Consider the following 22,065-nt stretch of genomic DNA (forward strand, 5'->3'; position numbering starts at 1 on the left):
ACCCTTCGCTTTCGATACCAGTGGTCGCGCCTGCGAACCGAGCAAGCATAGTCATCCACCCGAATCGCGTGACCTTACTCGACAGTAACCTCTCTGGTTCATCTCCCGAGTCGCCCTCGACGTTACCGGGCGGTACCTCCGGGGTCCCACCTCGCGCATCGGCGGGGCCGTCCGAGGACGGCCCCACCTGCGGTCAGTCCGGATCGGAGAGCCGGTGCACCCGGTGCGCCGCGCCCCATTCGTCGAGCAGATCCTGGGGCGCCTCGTCGACCACGACGACCACCGCGAGATCCTCGAGACTGCCCGGCTCGAGCGTGCGCAGCGAGGCTTCCGGCAGGTGGACGTGCGTGACCCACTCGTTGTAGAGCACACCGTCCAGGGAGGCCCCCGACACCGTCTTCTCGGGTACGACCACGACGACCGCACCCGTCGCGGTCACGGCCAGCGGCTCGAGGGCCACCGATTCGACGTCGACGCTGCCCAGGGCTGCGCTCCGCGACTCGTAGGTCAGCTCGTACCTCTCGCGCAGCTCGTCGATCCGCTCGAGAAGTTCGGCGTTCGTGAACGTCCGCGACCCGATGACCGCCGCCGCGTCCGACGGTTCCACCGGACGCAGCCGGTCCGAGTACGTCACGGGAGCGGCCGAGAGAGCCGACAGGTCCGTCTGCACCTTCTCGTCGTCCACGACGATCCAGTCGCCCGACAGGGATCCTGCCGCCTTCGAGAGGGTCAGACCCACCGCGGCTCCCGCCGGCAGCTCTTCGCCGTGGCGAGCCGGGTCGACCATCACGAGTGCCGCGCCGGTCTTGGCCACCGCCCACTGCGCGACCACCGAGTCCACCGAGCGTGGCATCGAGACGGCGACAGCATCGCCTGTTCCCAGCCCGCGATCGATGAGCATGCGGGCCAGGCGGGAAGACCGTTCGTCGAGTTCGCGGTACGAGATCTCCACACCCTGCCCGTCGGCCTCGGGTTCGGCGGGCACGGCGAGTGCGGGCGCCGAGGGGTCCATTTCGACCACCTCCGCGAGCACAGTGGCGAGGGTGCCCGCTCCCGTACCGCCCACAACCGCGGAGGGCCCGGATTCGGCCACGATACGCGCGAGTTCGTCGGCCTCGACGAGTTCGATATCGGCGACCGCCGTGTCGGAATCCTCGACGAACGCCTCCAGCACACGCACGAATCGTCGGGAGAGGTGAACGACCTCGGCCTCGTCGAAGAACCGCTCCAGGTACTTGAAGGTCAGTTCGATCTCGCTGTCGGCGACGGTGAGCAGCGTTATCGGGTAATGCGTGGCGTCCTTCACTCCGACGCCCGTGATCGTCATGCCGTCGATCGAGCCCGCAGCGTCGGACAACGCGTCCCGATCGATCGGGTACGACTCGAACACCAGCAGGGAGTCGAATCCGATCGGCGTTCCGATGCGCTGTTCGATGTCGGACAGGCCGACATAGTGGTGATCGAGCAACCCCGCCTGCTCCGCCTGCAGACGTCGGAGCATCTGCGATACGGATTCGTGCCGGTTCGTCCTTACGCGCACCGGCAATGTGTTGATGAACAGACCCACCATCGACTCGACGCCGGGCAGGTCGGCGGGACGACCCGACACGGTCGCGCCGAACACGACGTCCGAGCTGCCGGTGATGCGGCCGAGCACTACGCCCCAGGCAGCCTGCACGAGGGTGTTCACGGTTACGCCGAGATCGGCCGCGAGGGCGGTCAACCGGGCGGTGCGCTCGGTGTCGAGCAGGACGCGGACCGTGGAGATCGTGTCGTTCCCGGGGTCGCGCTGAACCGGAGCGATGGCGGTCGGATCTCCGAGCCCTTCGAGCGCGGTGGCCCACGCGTCGAGCGAAACCGTCCTGTCCTGCTCGGCGAGCCACGCGAGGAAACTGCGGTAGGAGCGCGCGCGCGGCAGTGCCGTGGGATCACCGCGAAGCACGTACAGGGCCATCAGATCCTGCATGAGCAGCGGCATCGACCAGCCGTCGAGAAGGATGTGATGGGTCGTGACTCCGAGGTGGTACCGGTTCGTTCCGGATCTCACGAGCAGGAACCGAATGAGCGGTGCCGACTCCATGTCGAAGCGGCGGGACTGCTCGTCCGCCAATGCCGATGCGACCGCGGCCATCCGTCGCTCGTCCTCGGTGTCGCTCGAATCGAGTTCTCGCCAGGGAAGCTCGACGTCGTCGAGCACCAGTTGCAGGGACCGTCCCTCCGCGTCCGTGACGAAAGCGGTCCTGAGATTCGGGTATCGGTCCAGCAGTGCTTGTCCGGCCGCACGCAGGCGCGCCGGATCCACCTCACCCTCGAGGTCCAGCACGGCCTGCATGGTGTAGACGTCGACGTGCTCCTCGGTCACCATCGACGCGTGGAACAGCAGACCCGCCTGCAGCGGCGACAGCGGCCACACGTCCGAGAGCGCCGGGTAGCGCTGCTCCCATTCCTCGATCTCGCTCTGTTCCAGACCGGCGAGCAGCAGGTCGGACGGTGTCAGGCCACCCGCATCCGGTGATGCCGCGTACTGTGCGAGTGCGCTCAGTGCCTGCGACCAATGCTGAGCAAGCTCGTCCACGTCGTCGGAATCCAGCAGCCCCGACGGGAAGGCGATGCTCGCGCCGAGCTGTGGTCCGCCGTCGCCGTCCGAGACGATCGCATTGATATCGACGCTCGCGTTGGCGGGCATGTCGGCGTCCTGAGCAACATCCAGCTCGCCGAGCGCGGAGGTCGGCGCCCAGCCGATCTCCGCGAGACCCTCCGGTACGTCCGCCGACGACATCCGGCCCAGATAGTTGAAGCTCACCTGCGGCACTCGGGCGATCGACGCCAACCGCGCCGACGATTCCGGATCCAGATAGCGCAGCATGCCGAATCCCATGCCCTTGTCCGGGATGGCCAGGAGCTGTTCCTTGACCGCCTTCACGGCCGATCCGATCGCAGCGCCACCGGCGAAAGCCTCGTCCACGTCCACTCCGGTCAGGTCGACCCGGACCGGGTACGCACTGGTGAACCACCCGACCGTCCTCGACAGGTCCGCTCCCGGCAGGACGGACTCCTCCCGCCCATGACCTTCGAATTCGACCAGTGCCGAAGACGATTCGATGCCTCGATCGCGTCGCCACCGCACGAGTGCCAGGCCGAGCGCAGCCATCAGGCCATCGGCGACACCACCGCGGAACAATGTCGGCACCGACGTCAGCAGAGCATCGGTTTCGGACGCCGGGAGAGACAGCTCGACCCGTCGGACGGTGGAAACGGTGTCGACGGCAGGATCGAACGGACGTGAGCCCAGAGCCGGGTCCGGGCCCTCCAGAATGCGTTCCCACAGAGGAAGTTCCGCCCGGCGCTCCGAGGCCGCAGCCACGAGACCGTGCGCCCATCGCCGCAGGGACGTGCCCACGGCGTCGAGCGACACTTCCTGGCCGGAGACGATCTGCCCCCAGGCCAGGCCGAGGTCCGGCAGCAGGATGCGCCACGAGACGCCGTCCACGACCAGATGGTGGGCGACGACCGCGAGGATGCCCGCACGCTCACCGCCGAAATCGAACCACACGAACCGGAGGACCGAACCGCTGGCAGGATCGAGCCGGCCCAGCGCTGCGTCGATCTCGTGTTCCGCAACGACAGTCAGATCTGCGTCGCTGATTCCGGCGGGTAGCTCGACCCGTTCGAGAATCGACATCGGATCGACACTCCCCGCGGCGCGAACGCGTAGGACATGCTCCCCATCGGTTCCGCGCTCGAGGATCGAACGCAGAGCGTCGTGGTGATCGACGACAGCACCGATCGTACGAACGAGCACGTCCTGATCGATCCCGCGCGGCAACGTCACGGCGACGATCTGCGAGAACCGATCGAAACCACCGGGCCACGACAGGACCTCATGCATGATCGGCGTCAGCGGAACCTCGCCGACACCGCCACCGGGAAGCTCGGCCGGACGCAGTGTCGTCCCGCCCTCGGAGCGCGTCGCGACCTCGGCGAGACCGGCGACCGACCGACGCTCGAAGACGTCCCGGGGGGTGAACACCACACCGCGCGCCTTCGCCCGCGACACCAACTGGATCGACACGATGCTGTCGCCGCCGAGCGCGAAGAACGACTCGTCGACGCTCACCTTGTCCAGATGCAGAACCTCCGCGAACACCTCGGAGATGATCTGCTCGACCTCACCCTCGGCGGCCCGGTACTCACGCTCCTCGATCACCGGTTCCGGCAGCGCATCGCGATCGAGTTTGCCCACCGGCGTGAGCGGCACCTCGTCGAGTACCACGATGGCCGACGGCACCATGTGCGGCGGCAACGACCGTGCCACGAACTCGGTCAACTCCGCCGTGTCGACCGTTCGACCCCGCACCGGCAGCACGTACGACACCAGCACGGTGGCGCCGGAACCGGTGGTCCGGCCGAGAGTAGCCGCGAAATCCACACTGTCGTGCCCGGCGAGAGCCGCGTCGATCTCGCCGAGCTCGATACGGAAACCGCGGACCTTGACCTGGAAGTCGCTGCGGCCGACGAATTCGAGCTCGACGGGACCGCCCTCGATCGAACGCCAGCGAACCACGTCGCCCGTGCGGTACATGCGCGAGCCGTCGCTGGTGTAGGGATTGGCGACGAACCGCTCGGCGGTCAGGGCGGTGCGCCCGTGGTAACCCCGCGCGAGCGCGCCACCTGCCATGTAGAGCTCGCCTGCGACACCCTCGGGCACCGGGTTCAGCCGGGCATCGAGGACGAGCGCGGATACACCGTGGGTCGGGTTGCCGATCGTGATCGGCCGGCCCGGTTGCAGGCGGGCGAACGACGAGATGATCGTGGTCTCGGTGGGGCCGTAACCGTTGAAGTACTTCCGTCCCGGCGCCCAGCGACCGAGCAGCTCGGGTGTGGTGACGTCGCCGCCCACCGACACCACCTCGAGGCTGTCGATACCGGCAGGATCCATCGTGCCCAGCACTGCGGGCGTGATGATCGTGTGGGTCACCTGTTCGGTCTGCAGCAGTTCCGCAAGATCCGGGCCGCCGATGATCCGGCCCGGCACGATCACCAGCGTCGCACCGCTCGAGAATGCAGCCATCCACTCGAGCACCGACGGGTCGAAGCTCGGCGAGCAGATGTGCAGGAACCGGTGGCCGGCACGCAGGTGGTAGAGGTCCACGGCGGTGTCGACGACGCCACCGAGACCGGTGTGGGTGACCACGACTCCCTTGGGCCTACCCGTCGAACCCGACGTGTAGATCACATAGGCCGGGTGTTCGAGCCGGATCGGCCGCACGCGATCGGCGTCGGTGACCGGCGCACCGGACCGCGCGTCCAGTTCCGCGGCCGTCTCCGGCGCGTCGAGCACGACCCAGTCGGAGTCGTCCGGCATTGCCTCGCGATATTCGGCCCCGGTGATACCCATGGCCGCTCCGGAATCCGCGAGCATGTAGCGCACGCGGTCGATCGGGTAGTTCGGATCGACCGGCAGGTGGGCGGCACCGGCCTTCGCGATCGCCCACACGCTCAGCACCATCTCGTACGAACGCGGGTACGCGACGGCGACGATGTCCTCCGGTCCGACCCCTCGCTCGATGAGCATGCGGGCCAGGCGCGACGAGGTCTCGTCGAGTTCCCGGTAGGTGACCGACCGGCCCTCGTACCGCACCGCGACGGCCTCGGGGGCCCGCGCGACGCCCGAAGTGAGGATGTCGGTGAGGCTTCCACCTGCACTGACGCGGTCGCCGTGGACGTGCGTGAGCCGGTCGAACTCGTCTGTGTCGAGAAGCGGTAGATCGCCGACCGGCAGGTGCGGATCGCCCAGTACTCCCGCGACGAGCATCTCGAACCGTCGAGCGAATCCTTCGATCGTCGAGCGGTCGAACAACGCACTCGCGTAGGAGAATTCAGCCGAGATTCCGGCGGGGACATCCGATCCGCCGCGATGCTCGCGGAGGGTCAGCGACAGGTCGAACTTGACGGTGTCGACCTCGAAGGGCACTCCGGACACCGTGAGTTCGGGCAGTTCCAGCGCCGTCTCGGGCAGGTTCTCGAACGACAGTGCCACCTGGAACAGCGGGTGGCGTGCCGTCGACCGCTCGGGGTTGAGGATCTCCACGAGCCGCTCGAAGGGGATGTCGGCGTGGGCGAACGCCTCGAGGTCGCCCTCCCGCACGCGCGAGAGGAGGTCCGAGAAGCTCTTGCCCGCGTCCACCCGGGTGCGCAGGACGAGCGTGTTGACGAACATGCCGACCAGGTCGTCGACCTCCGATTCGCCACGACCGGCGATGGGCGTGCCGATCGCGATGTCGTCGCTGTCGGAGATCCTCGACAGAAACACCGCGAGCGCGGTGTGCATCACCATGAACATCGTGGTGCCCGTGGAGCGTGCGAGTGCCGCGAGGCCGCGGTGCAGGTCCGCGCCGAGGACGAACTCGATCTTGCCGCCGGTGAAGGACTGGATCGAAGGACGCGGCCGGTCCATGGGGAGATTCAGCTCGTCAGGCAGACCCGCGAGCGTGCGCTTCCAGTACTCGGCCTGCGCAGCGAGCAGGCTCTCGGCATCGTCCTCTCCGCCGAGGACCGCGCGCTGCCAGATGGCGAAGTCGGCGTACTGCACCGGCAGCGGCGCCCAGCCGGGGGCTTCACCCTCGGCGCGGGACATGTACGCCGTCATCACGTCGCGGGTCAGCGGCGAGATGGACCAGCCGTCGGCGCTGATGTGATGGACGACGAAGACCAACACATGATCGCGCTCGGAGAGCTCGAACAGTCGTGCGCGCAGCGGGATCTCGGTGGTGACGTCGAACCCGCGGGAGACGACCGCCGTCACCTTCTGCAGCAGGTCGTCCTCAGTGGCAGATTCGACGTCGATGTCGGGTGCGGCTTCCGCGACTGGGAGTATCAGCTGGTAGGGCTGTCCGTCGATCTCGGGATAGATGGTGCGGAGCACCTCGTGCCGGGTGAGCAGGTCTTGGACCGCTGCCTGCAGCGCACCGAGGTCGAGTGCCCCGGTCAACCGGACCGCCACTGGGATGTTGTCGACCGACGACTCGGTGTCGAAGCGGTTGAGGAACCACATGCGCTGCTGCGCGAGCGACAGCGGCACACGTTCAGGCCGCGGCTGCGGCACCAGCGGCGGACGTGCCGCCGCACCGGTGTGCTGCTCGGCTGCGACGGCGAGCGCCGCGACACTGGGGGCTTCGAACAGCACGCGCACGGGGACGCGGGTGTCGAGTGCCGCGCCGATCCGCGAGACGACCTGGGTGGCGAGCAGCGAGTTGCCGCCGAGTTCGAAGAAGTCGTCGTCCACACCCACGCGGGTGAGGCCGAGGACGTCGGCGAACACGCCGGCGACGATCTCCTCGACCGGGGTGCTCGGGGCGCGGAATTCGCGGGTCTCGAAGACCGGTTCGGGCAGGGCCCTGCGGTCGAGCTTCCCGTTGACGTTCAGCGGCAACGCATCGAGCGTCACGAACGCCGACGGCACCATGTACGACGGCACCCGAGCACCGAGGGCGGATCTTATCGACTCGATGTCCGCCTGCGCACCGTCCGCGGGCACGACATACGCGACCAGCTGGGTGCCGACCCGCTCGTCCTCCCGGGCGATCACCGCGACATCACGCAGCACATCCATCGCGCGCAGAGCGGACTCGATCTCACCGAGCTCGATACGGAACCCACGCACCTTCACCTGGAAGTCCGTGCGCGACAGGTAATCCAACTGCCCGTCACGGGTCCACCGCACCAGATCGCCCGTACGGTACAACCGCTCCCCGTCACCGAACGGCGACGCGACGAACCGCTCCGCACTCAGATCCGCACGCCCGAAATACCCGCGCGCGAGCTGCGCACCGGCCAGATACAACTCACCGGCGACACCGGCCGGAACCGGATGCAGACGCTCGTCGAGCACATACACCCGGGTGTTCCACTCGGGCACACCGATCGGCACCGACGCACCGGAGGTGTCCGTGACATCACCGGCGGTGACGGACACCGCGGCCTCGGTCGGACCGTACAGGTTCACCAGCCGGGCGGCATTGTGCTCGACGAACCGCTTCGCGGTGGCCGGCGGGAGGGCCTCACCGATCGCCAGCACCTGACGCAACGACGGTGTGAGGATGCCACCCGCGTCGACCATCAGAGCCTCGAGCATCGACGGCACCACGTGCAGCGTCGTCACCGACTGCTCCGTCAGCAACCGGTTCAGATAGGCCGGATCGCGATGACCGTCCGCCGACGCGATCACCACACGCCCACCGGACACGAGAGCCGACCAGAACTCCCACACCGACAGATCGAAGGTCGCCACCGTCTTCAACAGCACCGCATCATCGACACCGAGACCGAAATGCTCACGCTTCCAAAGCAACTGGTTGACGATCGCCGCGTGCGGCACCGCCACACCCTTCGGCCGGCCCGTCGAACCCGACGTGAAGATCACATACGCCGTGTTCGACGCACGCAACGGCGCGACCCGTTCGCCGTCTGCGATGGATGCGTCCGAGACGTCCGAGAGATCGAGCGTGTCGATCGCCAGGCTCGGGACAGACCTCTCCCCCGGCACGACGAAATCGTCGCGTTCGGTCGACAGCACGACCACCGGCGCCGCGGCGTCGAGGATGTAGGCATTGCGCTCGTCCGGCTGATCCGGATCCACCGGCACATACGCACCACCGGCCTTGGCCACCGCATACATACCGACCAGCAACTCGACCGAGCGACGCATCGCCAGCGCCACCGTCGACTCCGGACCCACACCCTCCGAGATCAACCTGCGCGCAAGACGATTGACCCGCGCATCGAACTCCGCATAGGTCAGCGACTCACCCTCGAACACCAACGCCGTCGCATCCGACACCCGCGAAACCTGCTCGTCGAACAGATCGACCAACGTCGCCGACCTGGTGGGGTGTGTGGTGTCGTTCCACGCCTCGAGCACGCGCGTGGTCTCCGCGGTGTCGAGGATCGGCAGGTCGCCGACCGGCAGGGCCGGGTCGTCGACCACGGCGTCGAGCACGCGGATGAACCGGGCGGCGAACTCCGCGACCGTCGATTCGTCGAACAGATCGGTCGCATAGGTGAAGTAGCCGGTGATGCCCGTGGGCGTGCCGTCGCCGCTGTAGCGGTCGGTGACGATCAGGTGCAGGTCGAACTGCGAGATCTCCATGTCGGTGTCGAGGCCGGAGATGGTGAGACCGGGGAGTTCGAGTGCGGCCTGCGCGAGGTTCTGGAACGACAGACCCACCTGGAACAGCGGGTGGCGTGCCGTGGATCGTGCGGGGTTGAGCACCTCGACGAGCCGCTCGAACGGCACGTCGGCGTTCGCGAACGCGCCGAGGTCGGCCTCACGGGTCCGTCCCAGGAGTTCGGTGAACGACGCGTCCGAATCGACGTGGGTCCGGAACACCAGCGTGTTGACGAACATGCCGATCAGGTCGTCGAGTTCGCGCTCGCCGCGACCGGCCATCGGCGTGCCGATCGCGATGTCGTCGCTCGAGGACATGCGTGCGAGGAACACCGCGAGCGCGGTGTGCAGCACCATGAACATCGTGGTGTTCGTGCGCCGGCCGAGATCGGCGAGGCGTCGGTGGAGTTCGGCCTCGACGGTGAAGTCGACGCGGCCGCCCCGGAACGACTGGACCGCGGGGCGTGGCCGGTCGCTCGGGAGATCGAGCTGGTCGGGCAGGCCGGCGAGGGCCTGCTTCCAGTACTCGACCTGCTTGGCGGCGAGCGCTTCCGGGTCGTCCTCGTCGCCGAGCACCTCGCGCTGCCAGATGGCGAAGTCGGCGTACTGCACCGACAGCGGCTCCCATGCCGGGGCGTCGCCCTGCGACCGCGCGACGTAGGCCGCCATGAGGTCGCGCGTGAGCGGACCCATCGACGAGCCGTCGGCGGAGATGTGGTGGACCACGAAGGCGAGGACGTAGTCGGATTCGCGGACCCGGAACAGTCGCGCACTCAGCGGCACGGCCGTGGTGACGTCGAAGATCGTCGCCGCGAGTTCCTGCACCGCGGTGACGATGTCCTCCTCCGGCACGTCCACCGGAGTCAGGTCGGGAACCGCCTGCGCGGCCGGCACGATGACCTGGACGGGACCGTCCTCGGTCTCCGGGTAGAAGGTGCGCAGCGATTCGTGGCGGGCCACGACGTCGCCGACTGCTGCCTGCAACGCGTCGACGTCGAGATCGCCGGTGAGCCGGATCGCGATCGGCACGTTGTAGGCCGACGACTCGGTGTCGAAGCGGTTGAGGAACCACATGCGCTGCTGCGCGAGCGACAGCGGGATCCGCGTGGGCCGCTCGACGGCTTCGAGAGGCCGGCGGTCGTCGCCACGCTGCGACTCGACCGCACCGGCGAGCGATTCGACAGCGGTGTTCTCGAACAGGGCGCGCACCGGAACCTTCGCACCGAGTGCGGCTCCGAGCCGGGAGGCCACCTGGGTGGCGAGCAGCGAGTTGCCGCCGAGTTCGAAGAAGTCGTCGTCGAGACCGACCTGTTCGACGCCGAGTACCTCGGCGAAGACCGCGGCGACGGCCTGTTCGGCCGGGCTGACCGGGGTCCGGAATTCGCGGGTCTCGAAGACCGGTTCGGGCAGGGCCCTGCGGTCGAGCTTGCCGTTGACGTTCAGCGGCAACGCATCGAGCGTCACGAACGCCGACGGCACCATGTACGACGGCACTCGAGCACCGAGGGCGGATCTTATCGACTCGATGTCCGCCTGCGCACCGTCCGCGGGCACGACGTAGGCGACCAGCTGGGTGCCGACCCGCTCGTCCTCCCGGGCGATGACCGCGACATCACGCAGCACATCCATCGCGCGCAGAGCGGACTCGATCTCACCGAGCTCGATACGGAACCCACGCACCTTCACCTGGAAGTCCGTGCGCGACAGGTAATCCAACTGCCCGTCACGGGTCCACCGCACCAGATCGCCCGTACGGTACAACCGCTCCCCGTCACCGAACGGCGACGCGACGAACCGCTCCGCACTCAGATCCGCACGCCCGAAATACCCGCGCGCGAGCTGCGCACCGGCCAGATACAACTCACCGGCGACACCGGCCGGAACCGGATGCAGACGCTCGTCGAGCACATACACCCGGGTGTTCCACTCGGGCACACCGATCGGCACCGACGCACCGGAGGTGTCCGTGACATCACCGGCGGTGACGGACACCGCGGCCTCGGTCGGACCGTACAGGTTCACCAGCCGGGCGGCATTGTGCTCGACGAACCGCTTCGCGGTGGCCGGCGGGAGGGCCTCACCGATCGCCAGCACCTGACGCAACGACGGTGTGAGGATGCCACCCGCGTCGACCATCAGAGCCTCGAGCATCGACGGCACCACGTGCAGCGTCGTCACCGACTGCTCCGTCAGCAACCGGTTCAGATAGGCCGGATCGCGATGACCGTCCGCCGACGCGATCACCACACGCCCACCGGACACGAGAGCCGACCAGAACTCCCACACCGACAGATCGAAGGTCGCCACCGTCTTCAACAGCACCGCATCATCGACACCGAGACCGAAATGCTCACGCTTCCACAGCAACTGGTTGACGATCGCCGCGTGCGGCACCGCCACACCCTTCGGCCGGCCCGTCGAACCCGACGTGAAGATCACATACGCCGTGTTCGACGCACGCAACGGCGCGACCCGTTCGCCGTCTGCGATGGATGCGTCCGAGACGTCCGAGAGATCGAGCGTGTCGATCGCCAGGCTCGGGACAGACCTCTCCCCCGGCACGACGAAATCGTCGCGTTCGGTCGACAGCACGACCACCGGCGCCGCGGCGTCGAGGATGTAGGCATTGCGCTCGTCCGGCTGATCCGGATCCACCGGCACATACGCACCACCGGCCTTGACCACCGCATACATACCGACCAGCAACTCGACCGAGCGACGCATCGCCAGCGCCACCGTCGACTCCGGACCCACACCCTCCGAGATCAACCTGCGCGCAAGACGATTGACCCGCGCATCGAACTCCGCATAGGTCAGCGACCCACCCTCGAACACCAACGCCGCAGCATCCGGCACCCGCGAAACCTGCTCGTCGAACAGATCCACCAGGGTCGACGTCTGCTCCACCGCACGGTCGGTGGCGTTCCACGACTCGAGGATCTCGACCCGCTCGGATCCGTCGAGCATGTCGATGTCGCCGACGGCCGTGGCCGGGTCGGTGACGATCGCTTCGAGGACACGCACGAAGCGCTGTGCGAAGCCCGCGACCGTCGACTCGTCGAACAGATCGGTCGCATACGTGAAGGTGGCATCGATGACGTCGGGCGCACCGTCGTCGTCGTAATGGTCGAACACCGTGAGCTGCAGGTCGGTCTTGGCGAGCTGCAGTTCGAAATCGGTGGAGCTCACCGTCAGTCCGGGCAGTTCGAGCTGGGTGCGCGCCAGATTCTGGAACGACAGACCCACCTGGAAGAGCGGGTTGCGGGCGGTCGAGCGCACCGGGTTCAGCACTTCCACCAGGCGTTCGAACGGCACATCGGCGTTCGCGAACGCGCCGAGGTCGGTCTCACGGGTGCCTTCGAGGAGTCGCTCGAAGGACTGGGCCGGATCGACGTCGCTGCGGAAGACCAGCGTGTTGACGAACATGCCGATCAGATCGTCGAGCTCGCGCTCGCCACGACCGGCGATCGGGGTGCCGATCGCGATGTCGCGGGTGCCCGAGAGCCGCGCCAGCAGAGTCGCGAAGGCCGCGTTGACGACCATGAACAGCGTCGCGTTCTTCGACCGCGCGAGTTCCTGCAGGCCGCGGTGCAGTTCGGGCGAGATCGTGAACTGCAACGATTCACCGCGGAAGCTCTGGCTCGGCGGACGCGGGCGGTCGGACGGGAGATCGAGCTGGTCGGGCAGGCCGGCGAGGGCCTGCTTCCAGTACTCGACCTGCTTGGCGGCCAGCGATTCCGGATCGTCCTCGCTGCCGAGCACCTCGCGCTGCCACAGCGCGTAGTCGGCGTACTGCACGGGCAGCGGTTCCCACGCCGGGGCGTCCCCGTGGGAGCGCGCTGCATAGGCCGTCATCAGGTCGCGGGTGAGCGGGCCGACCGACGCACCGTCGGCCGACACGTGGTGCACGACCAGCGCGAGGATGTGCTCGTCGTCGCTGACGCGGAAGATGCGCACCGCGACGGGCACCTCGGAGGTCACGTCGAAGGTCGTCGACATGAAGGCGACGATCTCGGGTTCGAGTTCGGCCTCCGCGACCTCGCGCACGACGAGTTCGGGCAGCGCACCGTCGAGCGGGAGCACCACCTGGTGCGGGCCCTCCGGCGAGTCCGGGTAGATGGTGCGGAGCGATTCGTGCCGCGCGATGACGTCGCGTGCTGCCGCACGGAGCGCCTCGACGTCGAGGGTGCCGACGAGCCGCACGGCGATCGGGATGTTGTCGACCGCGGAGGACGCCGTGTCGAACTGGTTGAGGAACCAGTAGCGCTGCTGCGCGAGCGACAGCGGAACCCGATCAGGTCGTTCGGTGGCGACGAGGGGCCGGCGCGGACCGCCGGAGACCCCGCGTTCGAGGCGTGCCGCAAGCTCTTCCACGGTGGAGGCCTCGAACAGCAGGCGCAGCGGAACGGTGGCGTTCAGCGCCGCACCGATGCGGGAGACCACCTGGGTGGCGATGAGCGAGTTGCCGCCCAGCGCGAAGAAGTCGTCGTCGAGGCCGACGCGGTCGACACCGAGGACCTCGGAGTAGATCGACGCCACGACCTGCTCGGTGGAGGTGGTGGGAGCGCGGAACTCCTTGACCTCGAAGACCGGGTCGGGCAGTGCCTTGCGGTCGAGCTTGCCGGACGCACCGAGCGGCATGGTGTCGAGGAGCACGTAGGTGGCGGGCACCATGTAGGCCGGCAACTGCGCGGACAGTGCCGCACCGGCCGCCACCTGATCGAAGGTCGCACCGGCCTGCGGGACGACGTAGGCGACGAGCTGGTCCTGACGGACGAGCACGACGGCCTGGTCGACCTCGTCGAGGGCGAGCAGCGCGGTCTCGATCTCGCCGAGTTCGATGCGCAGACCGCGGAGCTTGACCTGGAAGTCGGTGCGGCCGATGTAGTCGAGTTCGCCGGCGCCCTCCGTCCAGCGCACGAGGTCGCCGGTGCGGTACAGCCGCTCACCGTCGCCGAACGGCGAGGCGACGAAGCGTTCGGCCGTGAGGTCGGGGCGCTGCATGTACCCGCGGGCGAGCTGAGCTCCCGCGAGATAGAGCTCTCCCGCGACCCCCACGGGCACGGGCGCGAGACGCTCGTCGAGGACGTAGACGCGGGTGTTCCACACGGGGGCGCCGATCGGCACGGAGACCGTGTCGGCGTCGGTGGCCTCGTGGTAGGTCACGTCCACGGCTGCCTCGGTGGGGCCGTAGAGGTTGTGCAGGCCGGCGTCGGACAGCAGTGCCCGCGTGCGTGCGGCCAGTGCGGGCGGCAGTGCCTCACCGGAGGCGAAGACGTGACGGAGCGAGGTGAGGTCGTCGGCCGATGCCTCGGCGACGAACACCGCGAGCATCGACGGCACGAAGTGCACGACGGTCACGCCGCGCCGCTCGATCACCGAGGCCAGGTACCGCGGGTCGCGGTGACCGTCGGGCACGGCGACCACCAGTCGGGCACCGATCTGCAAGGGCCAGAAGAACTCCCACACCGACACGTCGAAGGTGAACGGGGTCTTCTGCAGCACCACGTCGGCGGCGGTGAGCGGGTATTCGTGCTGCATCCAGCGCAAGCGGTTGACGATCGCGCCGTGCGGCACCGCCACGCCCTTCGGGCGCCCGGTGGACCCGGACGTGAAGATGACGTAGGCGGTGTTCGACGCCCGCAGCGGAGACGTCCGCTCGGCGTCGGTGACCGGCTCGGACGCCGTCGCGGACAAGTCGAGGGTGTCGACGACCAGGCTCGGGACGGACCTCTCCCCCGGTACGCGGAATCCGTCGCGTTCGGTGCTCAGCACCACCACGGGCGCGGCGGTGTCGAGGATGTATCCGTTGCGATCGTCGGGCTGATCCGGATCGATCGGCACGTAGGCACCACCGGCCGTGACGACCGCGTACATACCGACCAGCAGATCGAGCGAGCGACGCATCGCCAGACCCACCCGCGCGTCGGGGCCGACGCCGAGCGAGATCAGGTGCCGCGCAAGACGGTTCACGCGCTCGGAGAACTCGCCGTAGGTCAGCGACTCACCCTCGAACTCCACCGCGACCGCATCCGGCGACCGCCGGACCTGCTCGGCGAACAGATCGACGAGGGTCGAGGTGCCGTCGAGCGCGTGGTCGGTGTCGTTCCACTGCTCGAGGACCTGCACGCGTTCGGCGTCGTCGAGCAGATCGACATCACCGATCGCGACGGAGAGATCGCCGGTGACCGCATCGAGGAGACGGACGAAGCGCTCGGCAATGCGCTCGACGGTGCGGGTGTCGAACAGATCGGTGGCGTAGGTCAGGCCCACCGAGTACTCGGCGGCACCGGTCGCGGTGGGCGTCTCGGTGACGACGAACTGGAGGTCGAATTTGGCGGTCGCGATGTCGAGGTCGACGGCCTCGACGGTCAGCCGCGGAAGTTCGAGCGTGCGGGTCTCGAGGTTCTGGAACGACAGCATCACCTGGAACAGCGGGTGACGTGTAGTGGAGCGCTCGGGGTTGAGCACCTCCACGAGTCGTTCGAACGGCAGGTCGGCGTGGCCGAACGCCTCGAGGTCGGCGCCGCGCACCCGGCCGAGCACCTGCTCGAACGACTCGCCGCCCTCGACCCTGGTGCGCAGCACGAGGGTGTTGACGAACATGCCCACCAGGTCGTCGAGCGCCGCGTCGCCACGACCGGCCACCGGGGTGCCGATCGCGATGTCGTCGGTTCCCGACAGACGCGCCAGCAACACTGCCAGCGCGGTGTGCACCACCATGAACGGGGTCGCGTTGCGTTCGCGGGCGAGCGTGACGATGCGGTCGTGCAGCGTCTCGTCGATGGTGAACTCGTGCAGGGCACCCCGGTTGGTGGCGACGGCGGGGCGCGGGCGGTCGGCCGGCAGGTCGAGCTGCTCGGGCAGACCCTCGAGCGTGTCCCGCCAGAAACCGACCTGCGAGGAGATGACCGACTCCGGATCGTCCTCCGAGCCGAGCACCTCCCGCTGCCAGATCGCGAAGTCGGCGTACTGCACCGGCAGCGGTTCCCAGCCCGGTTCGCCGCCGGCGGCGCGGGCCGCGTAGGCGGAGACGATGTCGCGGGTGAGCGGACCCATCGAGAAGCCGTCGGCGGCGATGTGGTGCACGACGAGTGCGAGCACGTGTTCGGTCGCCGATACCGCGAACAGCTGCGCCCGGAAGGGTGCCTGGGCAGAGACGTCGAAGCCGGACGAGACGAGATCGGTGATGCTCTGCACCAGCTGCGTCTCGGTGACGTCGATCGGCGTGAGGTCGGGTTCGACCTCGGACACCGGCAGCACCTGCTGGTAGCCCACACCGTCGACGTCCGGGTAGGTCGTCCGCAAGGACTCGTGCCGGCCGAGCACGTCGACCACCGCGGAGCGCAGCGCCTCGACGTCCAGCGCGCCGATCAACCGGATCGCGCCGGGGATGTTGTTGACCGCCGATTCGGGCTCGAAGCGGTTGAGGAACCACATCCGCTGCTGCGCGAGCGACAGCGGTACCCGCTCGGGACGTTCCTGCGCGATGAGCGGCGTGCGGCCCTGGGTCTCGCTCTGCTCGACGCGGGCGGCGAGGGCGGCCACGCCGGACGCCTCGAACAGGACACGAACGGGCACAACGGTTCCCAGTTCGGAGCCAAGGCGCGCGACGACCTGCGTCGCGATGAGCGAGTTGCCGCCGAGGGCGAAGAAGTCGTCGTCGAGCCCGACACGGTCGACACCGAGGACGTCGGCGAACACGCCGGCGACGACTTCTTCGACCGGAGTCGTGGGTGCACGGAAGCCACGGGCCTCGAAGACCGGATCGGGCAGCGCCTTCCGGTCGACCTTGCCCGAGCTGCCGAGCGGCATCTCGTCGAGGACCACGAACTGCGACGGCACCATGTAGGCCGGGAGCACCGCGCTCAGCGCGGCCTGCGCGGCGTCGCGGTCGAAGGTCGTGTTCGGGGCCGGGACCACGTAGGCGACGAGCTGTTCGTGCCGCACCTGCGCGGCGGCCTGTGACACCCCGGTGTGGTCGAGCAGCGCGGTCTCGATCTCCCCGAGCTCGATACGCAGACCGCGGAGCTTGACCTGGAAGTCGGTGCGGCCGAGATACTCGAGATCGCCGCGGCGGTCGTTGCTCCAGCGCACGAGGTCGCCCGTGCGGTACAGACGCTCACCCTCGCCGAAGGGCGAGGCGACGAAACGCTCGGCGGTCAGATCGGGGCGGCCGACGTAACCGCGCGCCACCTGCACACCCGCGAGATACAGCTCACCCACGACACCGGCGGGAACCGGCGACAGTCGCGAGTCGAGCACGTAGGCGCGGGTGTTCCACACCGGAGCGCCCATCGCGACGGAGCCACCCGTCGTTCCTGCGACCGGGCGGGCGGTGGCGTGCACCGTGGCCTCGGTGGGGCCGTAAAGGTTGTGGAGCTCGGCGTCGCTGATCCGCGAGAACTGCTCGGCCACCGACAGCGGGAAGGCCTCACCGGCGACGAGCACGGTGCGCAGCGACGCGCAGTCGTCGGGCGACACCGACGCGGCGAACACCGCGAGCATCGACGGGACGAAGGAGGTTGCCGTCACCGCGCGCTCGCGGATGACGGTGGCGAGATAGGCGGTGTCGCGGTGACCGTCCGGGACCGCGATCACCATGCGCGCACCGACGGCGAGGGTGCCGAAGAGTTCCCACACCGACACGTCGAAGGTGAACGGGGTCTTCTGCAGCACCACGTCGTCGGGGCCGATCCCGTATTCGGTGGTGATCCACCGGATCTGGTTGACGACCGAGGCATGGGCGACCGCCACACCCTTCGGGCGTCCCGTCGATCCGGAGGTGAAGATCGAGTACGCGGTGTTCGACGGCCGCAACGGCGCGAGGCGGTCGGCGTCGGTGACCGGCTCGGCCGGTGTCGCGGACAGGTCGAGGCCGTCGATCGCGAGCGACGGCACCGATGCCGTGGCCGGCACGGAGAATCCGTCGCGTTCGGTGGTCAGCACCACCACGGGAGCGGCGGTGTCGAGGATGTAGCCGTTGCGATCGTCCGGCTGATCCGGATCGATCGGCACGTAGGCACCACCGGCCGAGACGATCGCGTACATACCGACGAGCAGATCCAGCGAGCGGCGCATCGCCAGACCCACCGACGCCTCCGGTCGGACACCGAGCGAGATCAGATGCCGCGCAAGACGATTCACGCGCTCCGAGAACTCGCCGTAGGTCAGCGACTCGCCCTCGAACTCCACCGCGACCGCATCCGGCGACCGCCGGACCTGCTCGGCGAACAGATCGACGAGAGTCCCGGCGTCGCCGAGTTCGTGCTCGGTGGCGTTCCACGTGGCGAGCACATCGGTGCGCTCGGCATCGTCGAGCAGCGCGACATCACCGACCGGAAGTGCGGGTTCGGTCACGACCGCGGTGAGGATCCGGGTCAGGCGCTCGGCGAAGGACTCCATCGTCCGGGCGTCGAACAGATCCGTGGCATAGGTGAGGTCGACGAGATACCCCTCGGCGGTCGCGTCGTCCGAGACGGTGACCTGCAGGTCGAACTTCGCCAGTGCCGCGTCGACGTCGAGCGCCGAGACGGTCAGGCCGGGCAGTTCGAGGGAGTCGGCGTCGAGGTTCTGGAACGCGAGGAGCACCTGGAACAATGGGTGCCGTGCCGTCGACCGTTCGGGGTCGATGATCTCGACGAGCCGCTCGAACGGCAGGTCGGCCTGCCCGAACGCCTCGAGGTCGGCGCCGCGTACCTGTCCGAGCACCTGCTCGAACGACTCGCCGCCCTCGACCCGGGTGCGCAGCACGAGGGTGTTGACGAACATGCCCACCAGGTCGTCGAGCGCCGCGTCGCCACGACCGGCCACCGGGGTGCCGATCGCGATGTCGTCGGTACCCGACAACCGCGCCAGCAGCACCGCCAGTGCCGCGTGCACGACCATGAACTCGGTGGTGGAGGTGCGACGGGCGAGATCGCGGACGGCGGAACGGAGTTCGGAGTCCAGGACGAACCGATGCGAGGCACCGCGGTAGCTCGCGACGGCCGGTCGCGGACGGTCGGCCGGCAGATCGAGTTGCTCGGGCAGACCCGCGAGGGTCTCCCGCCAGAACGCGACCTGCGAGGAGATGACCGACTCCGGATCGTCCTCCGAGCCGAGCACCTCCCGCTGCCAGATGGCGAAGTCGGCGTACTGCACCGCGAGCGGTTCCCACTGCGGGGCGTCGCCCGAGACGCGTGCGGCGTAGGCCGTCACGACGTCGCGGGTCAGCGGACCCATCGAGAACCCGTCGGAGGCGATGTGGTGCACGACCAGCACCAGCACGTGCTCGGCCGCGGTCCCGGTCTCGGTGACGGCGAACAGCCGGGCCCGGAAGGGGACCTGCGTCGTCACGTCGAAGCCGGTGCCGACGATCTCGGTGGCCCGGGCGATCAGATCGGACTCGGCCACCGGGACCGGCGTCAGGTCGGGCACCACCTCGTCCACCCGCAGCACCTGCTGGTAGCCCACACCGTCGACGTCCGGGTAGATCGTCCGCAGCGACTCGTGCCGGCCGAGCACGTCGGTCACCGCGGCCTGCAGGGCCGCCGCGTCGAGTGCCCCCGACAGGCGGATCGCCACGGGGATGTTGTCGACCGCCGATTCGGGCTCGAAGCGGTTGAGGAACCACATCCGCTGCTGCGCGAGCGACAACGGCACCAGTTCCGGACGCACCTGCGGGACCAGCGGTGCGCGTCCGTCGCCACCCGAGGCCATGGCGGCGTCGACGAGCGAGGCGAGTTCGGCCGCCGTCGGGGCGTCGAAGAACTCGCGGACGTCGATGCGGACCTTGTGGTCGGCGCTGAGCCGCGCGACGACCCGCGTCGCGCTCAGGGAGTTGCCGCCGAGTTCGAAGAAGTCGTCGTCGACACCGAGCTGCTCGATACCGAGGACCTGCTCGAAAGCGGCGACGACGGCGCGCTCGGTGGCCGTCGACGGTGCGCGGTATTCGCGCTGCAGGGAGCTGAAGTCCGGTGCGGGCAAGGCCTTCCGGTCGAGCTTGCCGCTGCCGCCGAGCGGGAACTCGTCGAGTTCGACGAACAGCGACGGCACCATGTAGTCGGGCAGGCGCCGGCGCACGGCGTCGGCGAGCTCGGACCGTTCGATGTCGTGCCCGTCGGTGACGAGATAGGCGACGAGGTGGTCGCCGAGCGTGGGGTCGGAGTGTACGACGACGACCGACTGCCGCACGCCCGGATGGTCGAGCAGCGCCGATTCGATCTCGCCGAGTTCGATGCGCAAACCGCGCAGCTTCACCTGGAAGTCGGTGCGACCGATGTACTCGATCTGCCCGTCGTCGTTCGTCTTCACGAGGTCTCCGGTGCGGTACATGCGGTCACCGGGCTCGCCGAACGGGTCGGCGACGAAGCGGTCGGAGGTCAGATCGGGGCGACGGAGGTAGCCGCGCGCGAGCTGGACGCCCGCGAGGTAGAGCTCACCCTCGACACCGTCCGGGACGGGACGCAGGCCCTCGTCGAGGACGTAGAGGCCGGTGTCGGCCACGGCGGCACCGATCGGCACGACGGTGTCGTCGGCCGAGGTCGCGAAGTAGGTGACGTCGACCGCGGCCTCGGTGGGCCCGTAGAGGTTGTGCAGACGCGCCGAGGAGATCTCGTAGAAGCGGGCGACGGTCTGCGGCGGCAGCGCCTCACCGGACGCGAAGACGTAGCGGAGGGTGCTCACCGACGCGGCGGTGGGCTCGGTGAGGTAGACGGCGAGCATCGACGGCACGAAGTGCGCGATCGTCACGCCGCGTTCGATCATCGTCTGCGCGAGATAGGCCGGGTCGCGGTGCCCGTCGGGCACCGCGATCGTGAGGCGGGCACCCACCTGCAGCGGCCAGAAGAACTCCCAGACCGACACGTCGAAGGTGAACGGTGTCTTCTGCAGCACCACGTCGTCGGCGCGCATCCCGTATTCGGACTGGCGCCAGTCGATGTTCGCGACGATCGCCCGGTGCTCGACGGCGACGCCCTTGGGCCGTCCCGTCGAACCGGACGTGAAGATGACGTAGGCGAGGTGATCGGCCGTGAGCGCGCCGCGGCGCTCCTCCGGGGCGATCGGCTCGTCGGAGACCTCCGACAGGTCGAGGGCGTCGATCGTCAGCGCCGGGACCGAATCGGGAAGATCGACGGCGTCGCGCTCGGTGGTGACGACGGCGACCGGCTCGGCGATCTCGAGGACGTAGGCGAGGCGATCGGCCGGATGGTCGGGATCGAGCGGCACGTAGGCGCCACCGGCCTTGACGATGGCGTACATGCCGACCAGCAGATCGAACGACCGGCGGACGGCGAGACCGACCCGTGCGTCCGGGCCCACACCGAGACCGATCAGGTGACGTGCGAGACGGTTGGCGCGGGCATCGAATTCGCGGTAGGTCAGGGCCTGCCCGTCGAACTCGAGAGCGACCGCATCGGGGGTCCGCGCCACCTGGGCGTCGAAACGCGCCACCAGTGTATCGGGATCGAACGTGGCCGGTGCTGCTGCATCGTCGCCGAGCACCTCGACGGCGTCGGCCAGCAGGGCGTCGACCACCCCCGCGAGACCCGGAGCACCCAGCAGAGCGGGCGCGATGTTCGACAGGACGACGGGGAACAGCGCGTCGAAACCGAGCGCGCCACCCATCGCGGTGTCGAGCGTGGCGATCTCGTCGCGCAGGCGCGCGTAGCCGATACGGGTGTCACCGTCGGTGAGGGCGACGCGGTCGGGTTCGATCTCCGCGACGGCGGCGAGCAACCGGGGAAGGTCCTCGATCGCCAGCGCCGGCTTGCCCGCCATGTCACCCGTCATCTACGTCAGCCTCCTGAAATAACCTGCGCTCGGCATCACGCTGCGCACGCGACACCGCCCCCCGCTGCCACCCGGCACCGTACTGGCCGGGCAGTCGAACGACAGCCGATCTTCCATTATCCCGA

General features: G+C 68.6%; 1 protein-coding gene. It reads right to left on the reverse strand.

Translation table 11 applies throughout. The features are described from left to right. Positions 1-193: 193 nt before the first annotated feature. Complete coding sequence (locus A5767_RS15150; RefSeq protein WP_064852610.1) at positions 194-21,940, reverse strand: non-ribosomal peptide synthetase; 21,747 nt, start codon at positions 21,938-21,940, stop codon at positions 194-196. Between the last annotated feature and the right edge of the window lie 125 nt (positions 21,941-22,065).

Source organism: Rhodococcus sp. 852002-51564_SCH6189132-a (assembly GCF_001665495.1).
Classification (GTDB): Bacteria; Actinomycetota; Actinomycetes; order Mycobacteriales; family Mycobacteriaceae; genus Rhodococcus; species Rhodococcus pyridinivorans.

Coding starts and splice junctions, on each gene's coding strand:
- A5767_RS15150 (WP_064852610.1), bottom strand. CDS start 21,940: ATGACGGGTGACATGGCGGGCAAGCCGGCGCTGGCGATCGAGGACCTT.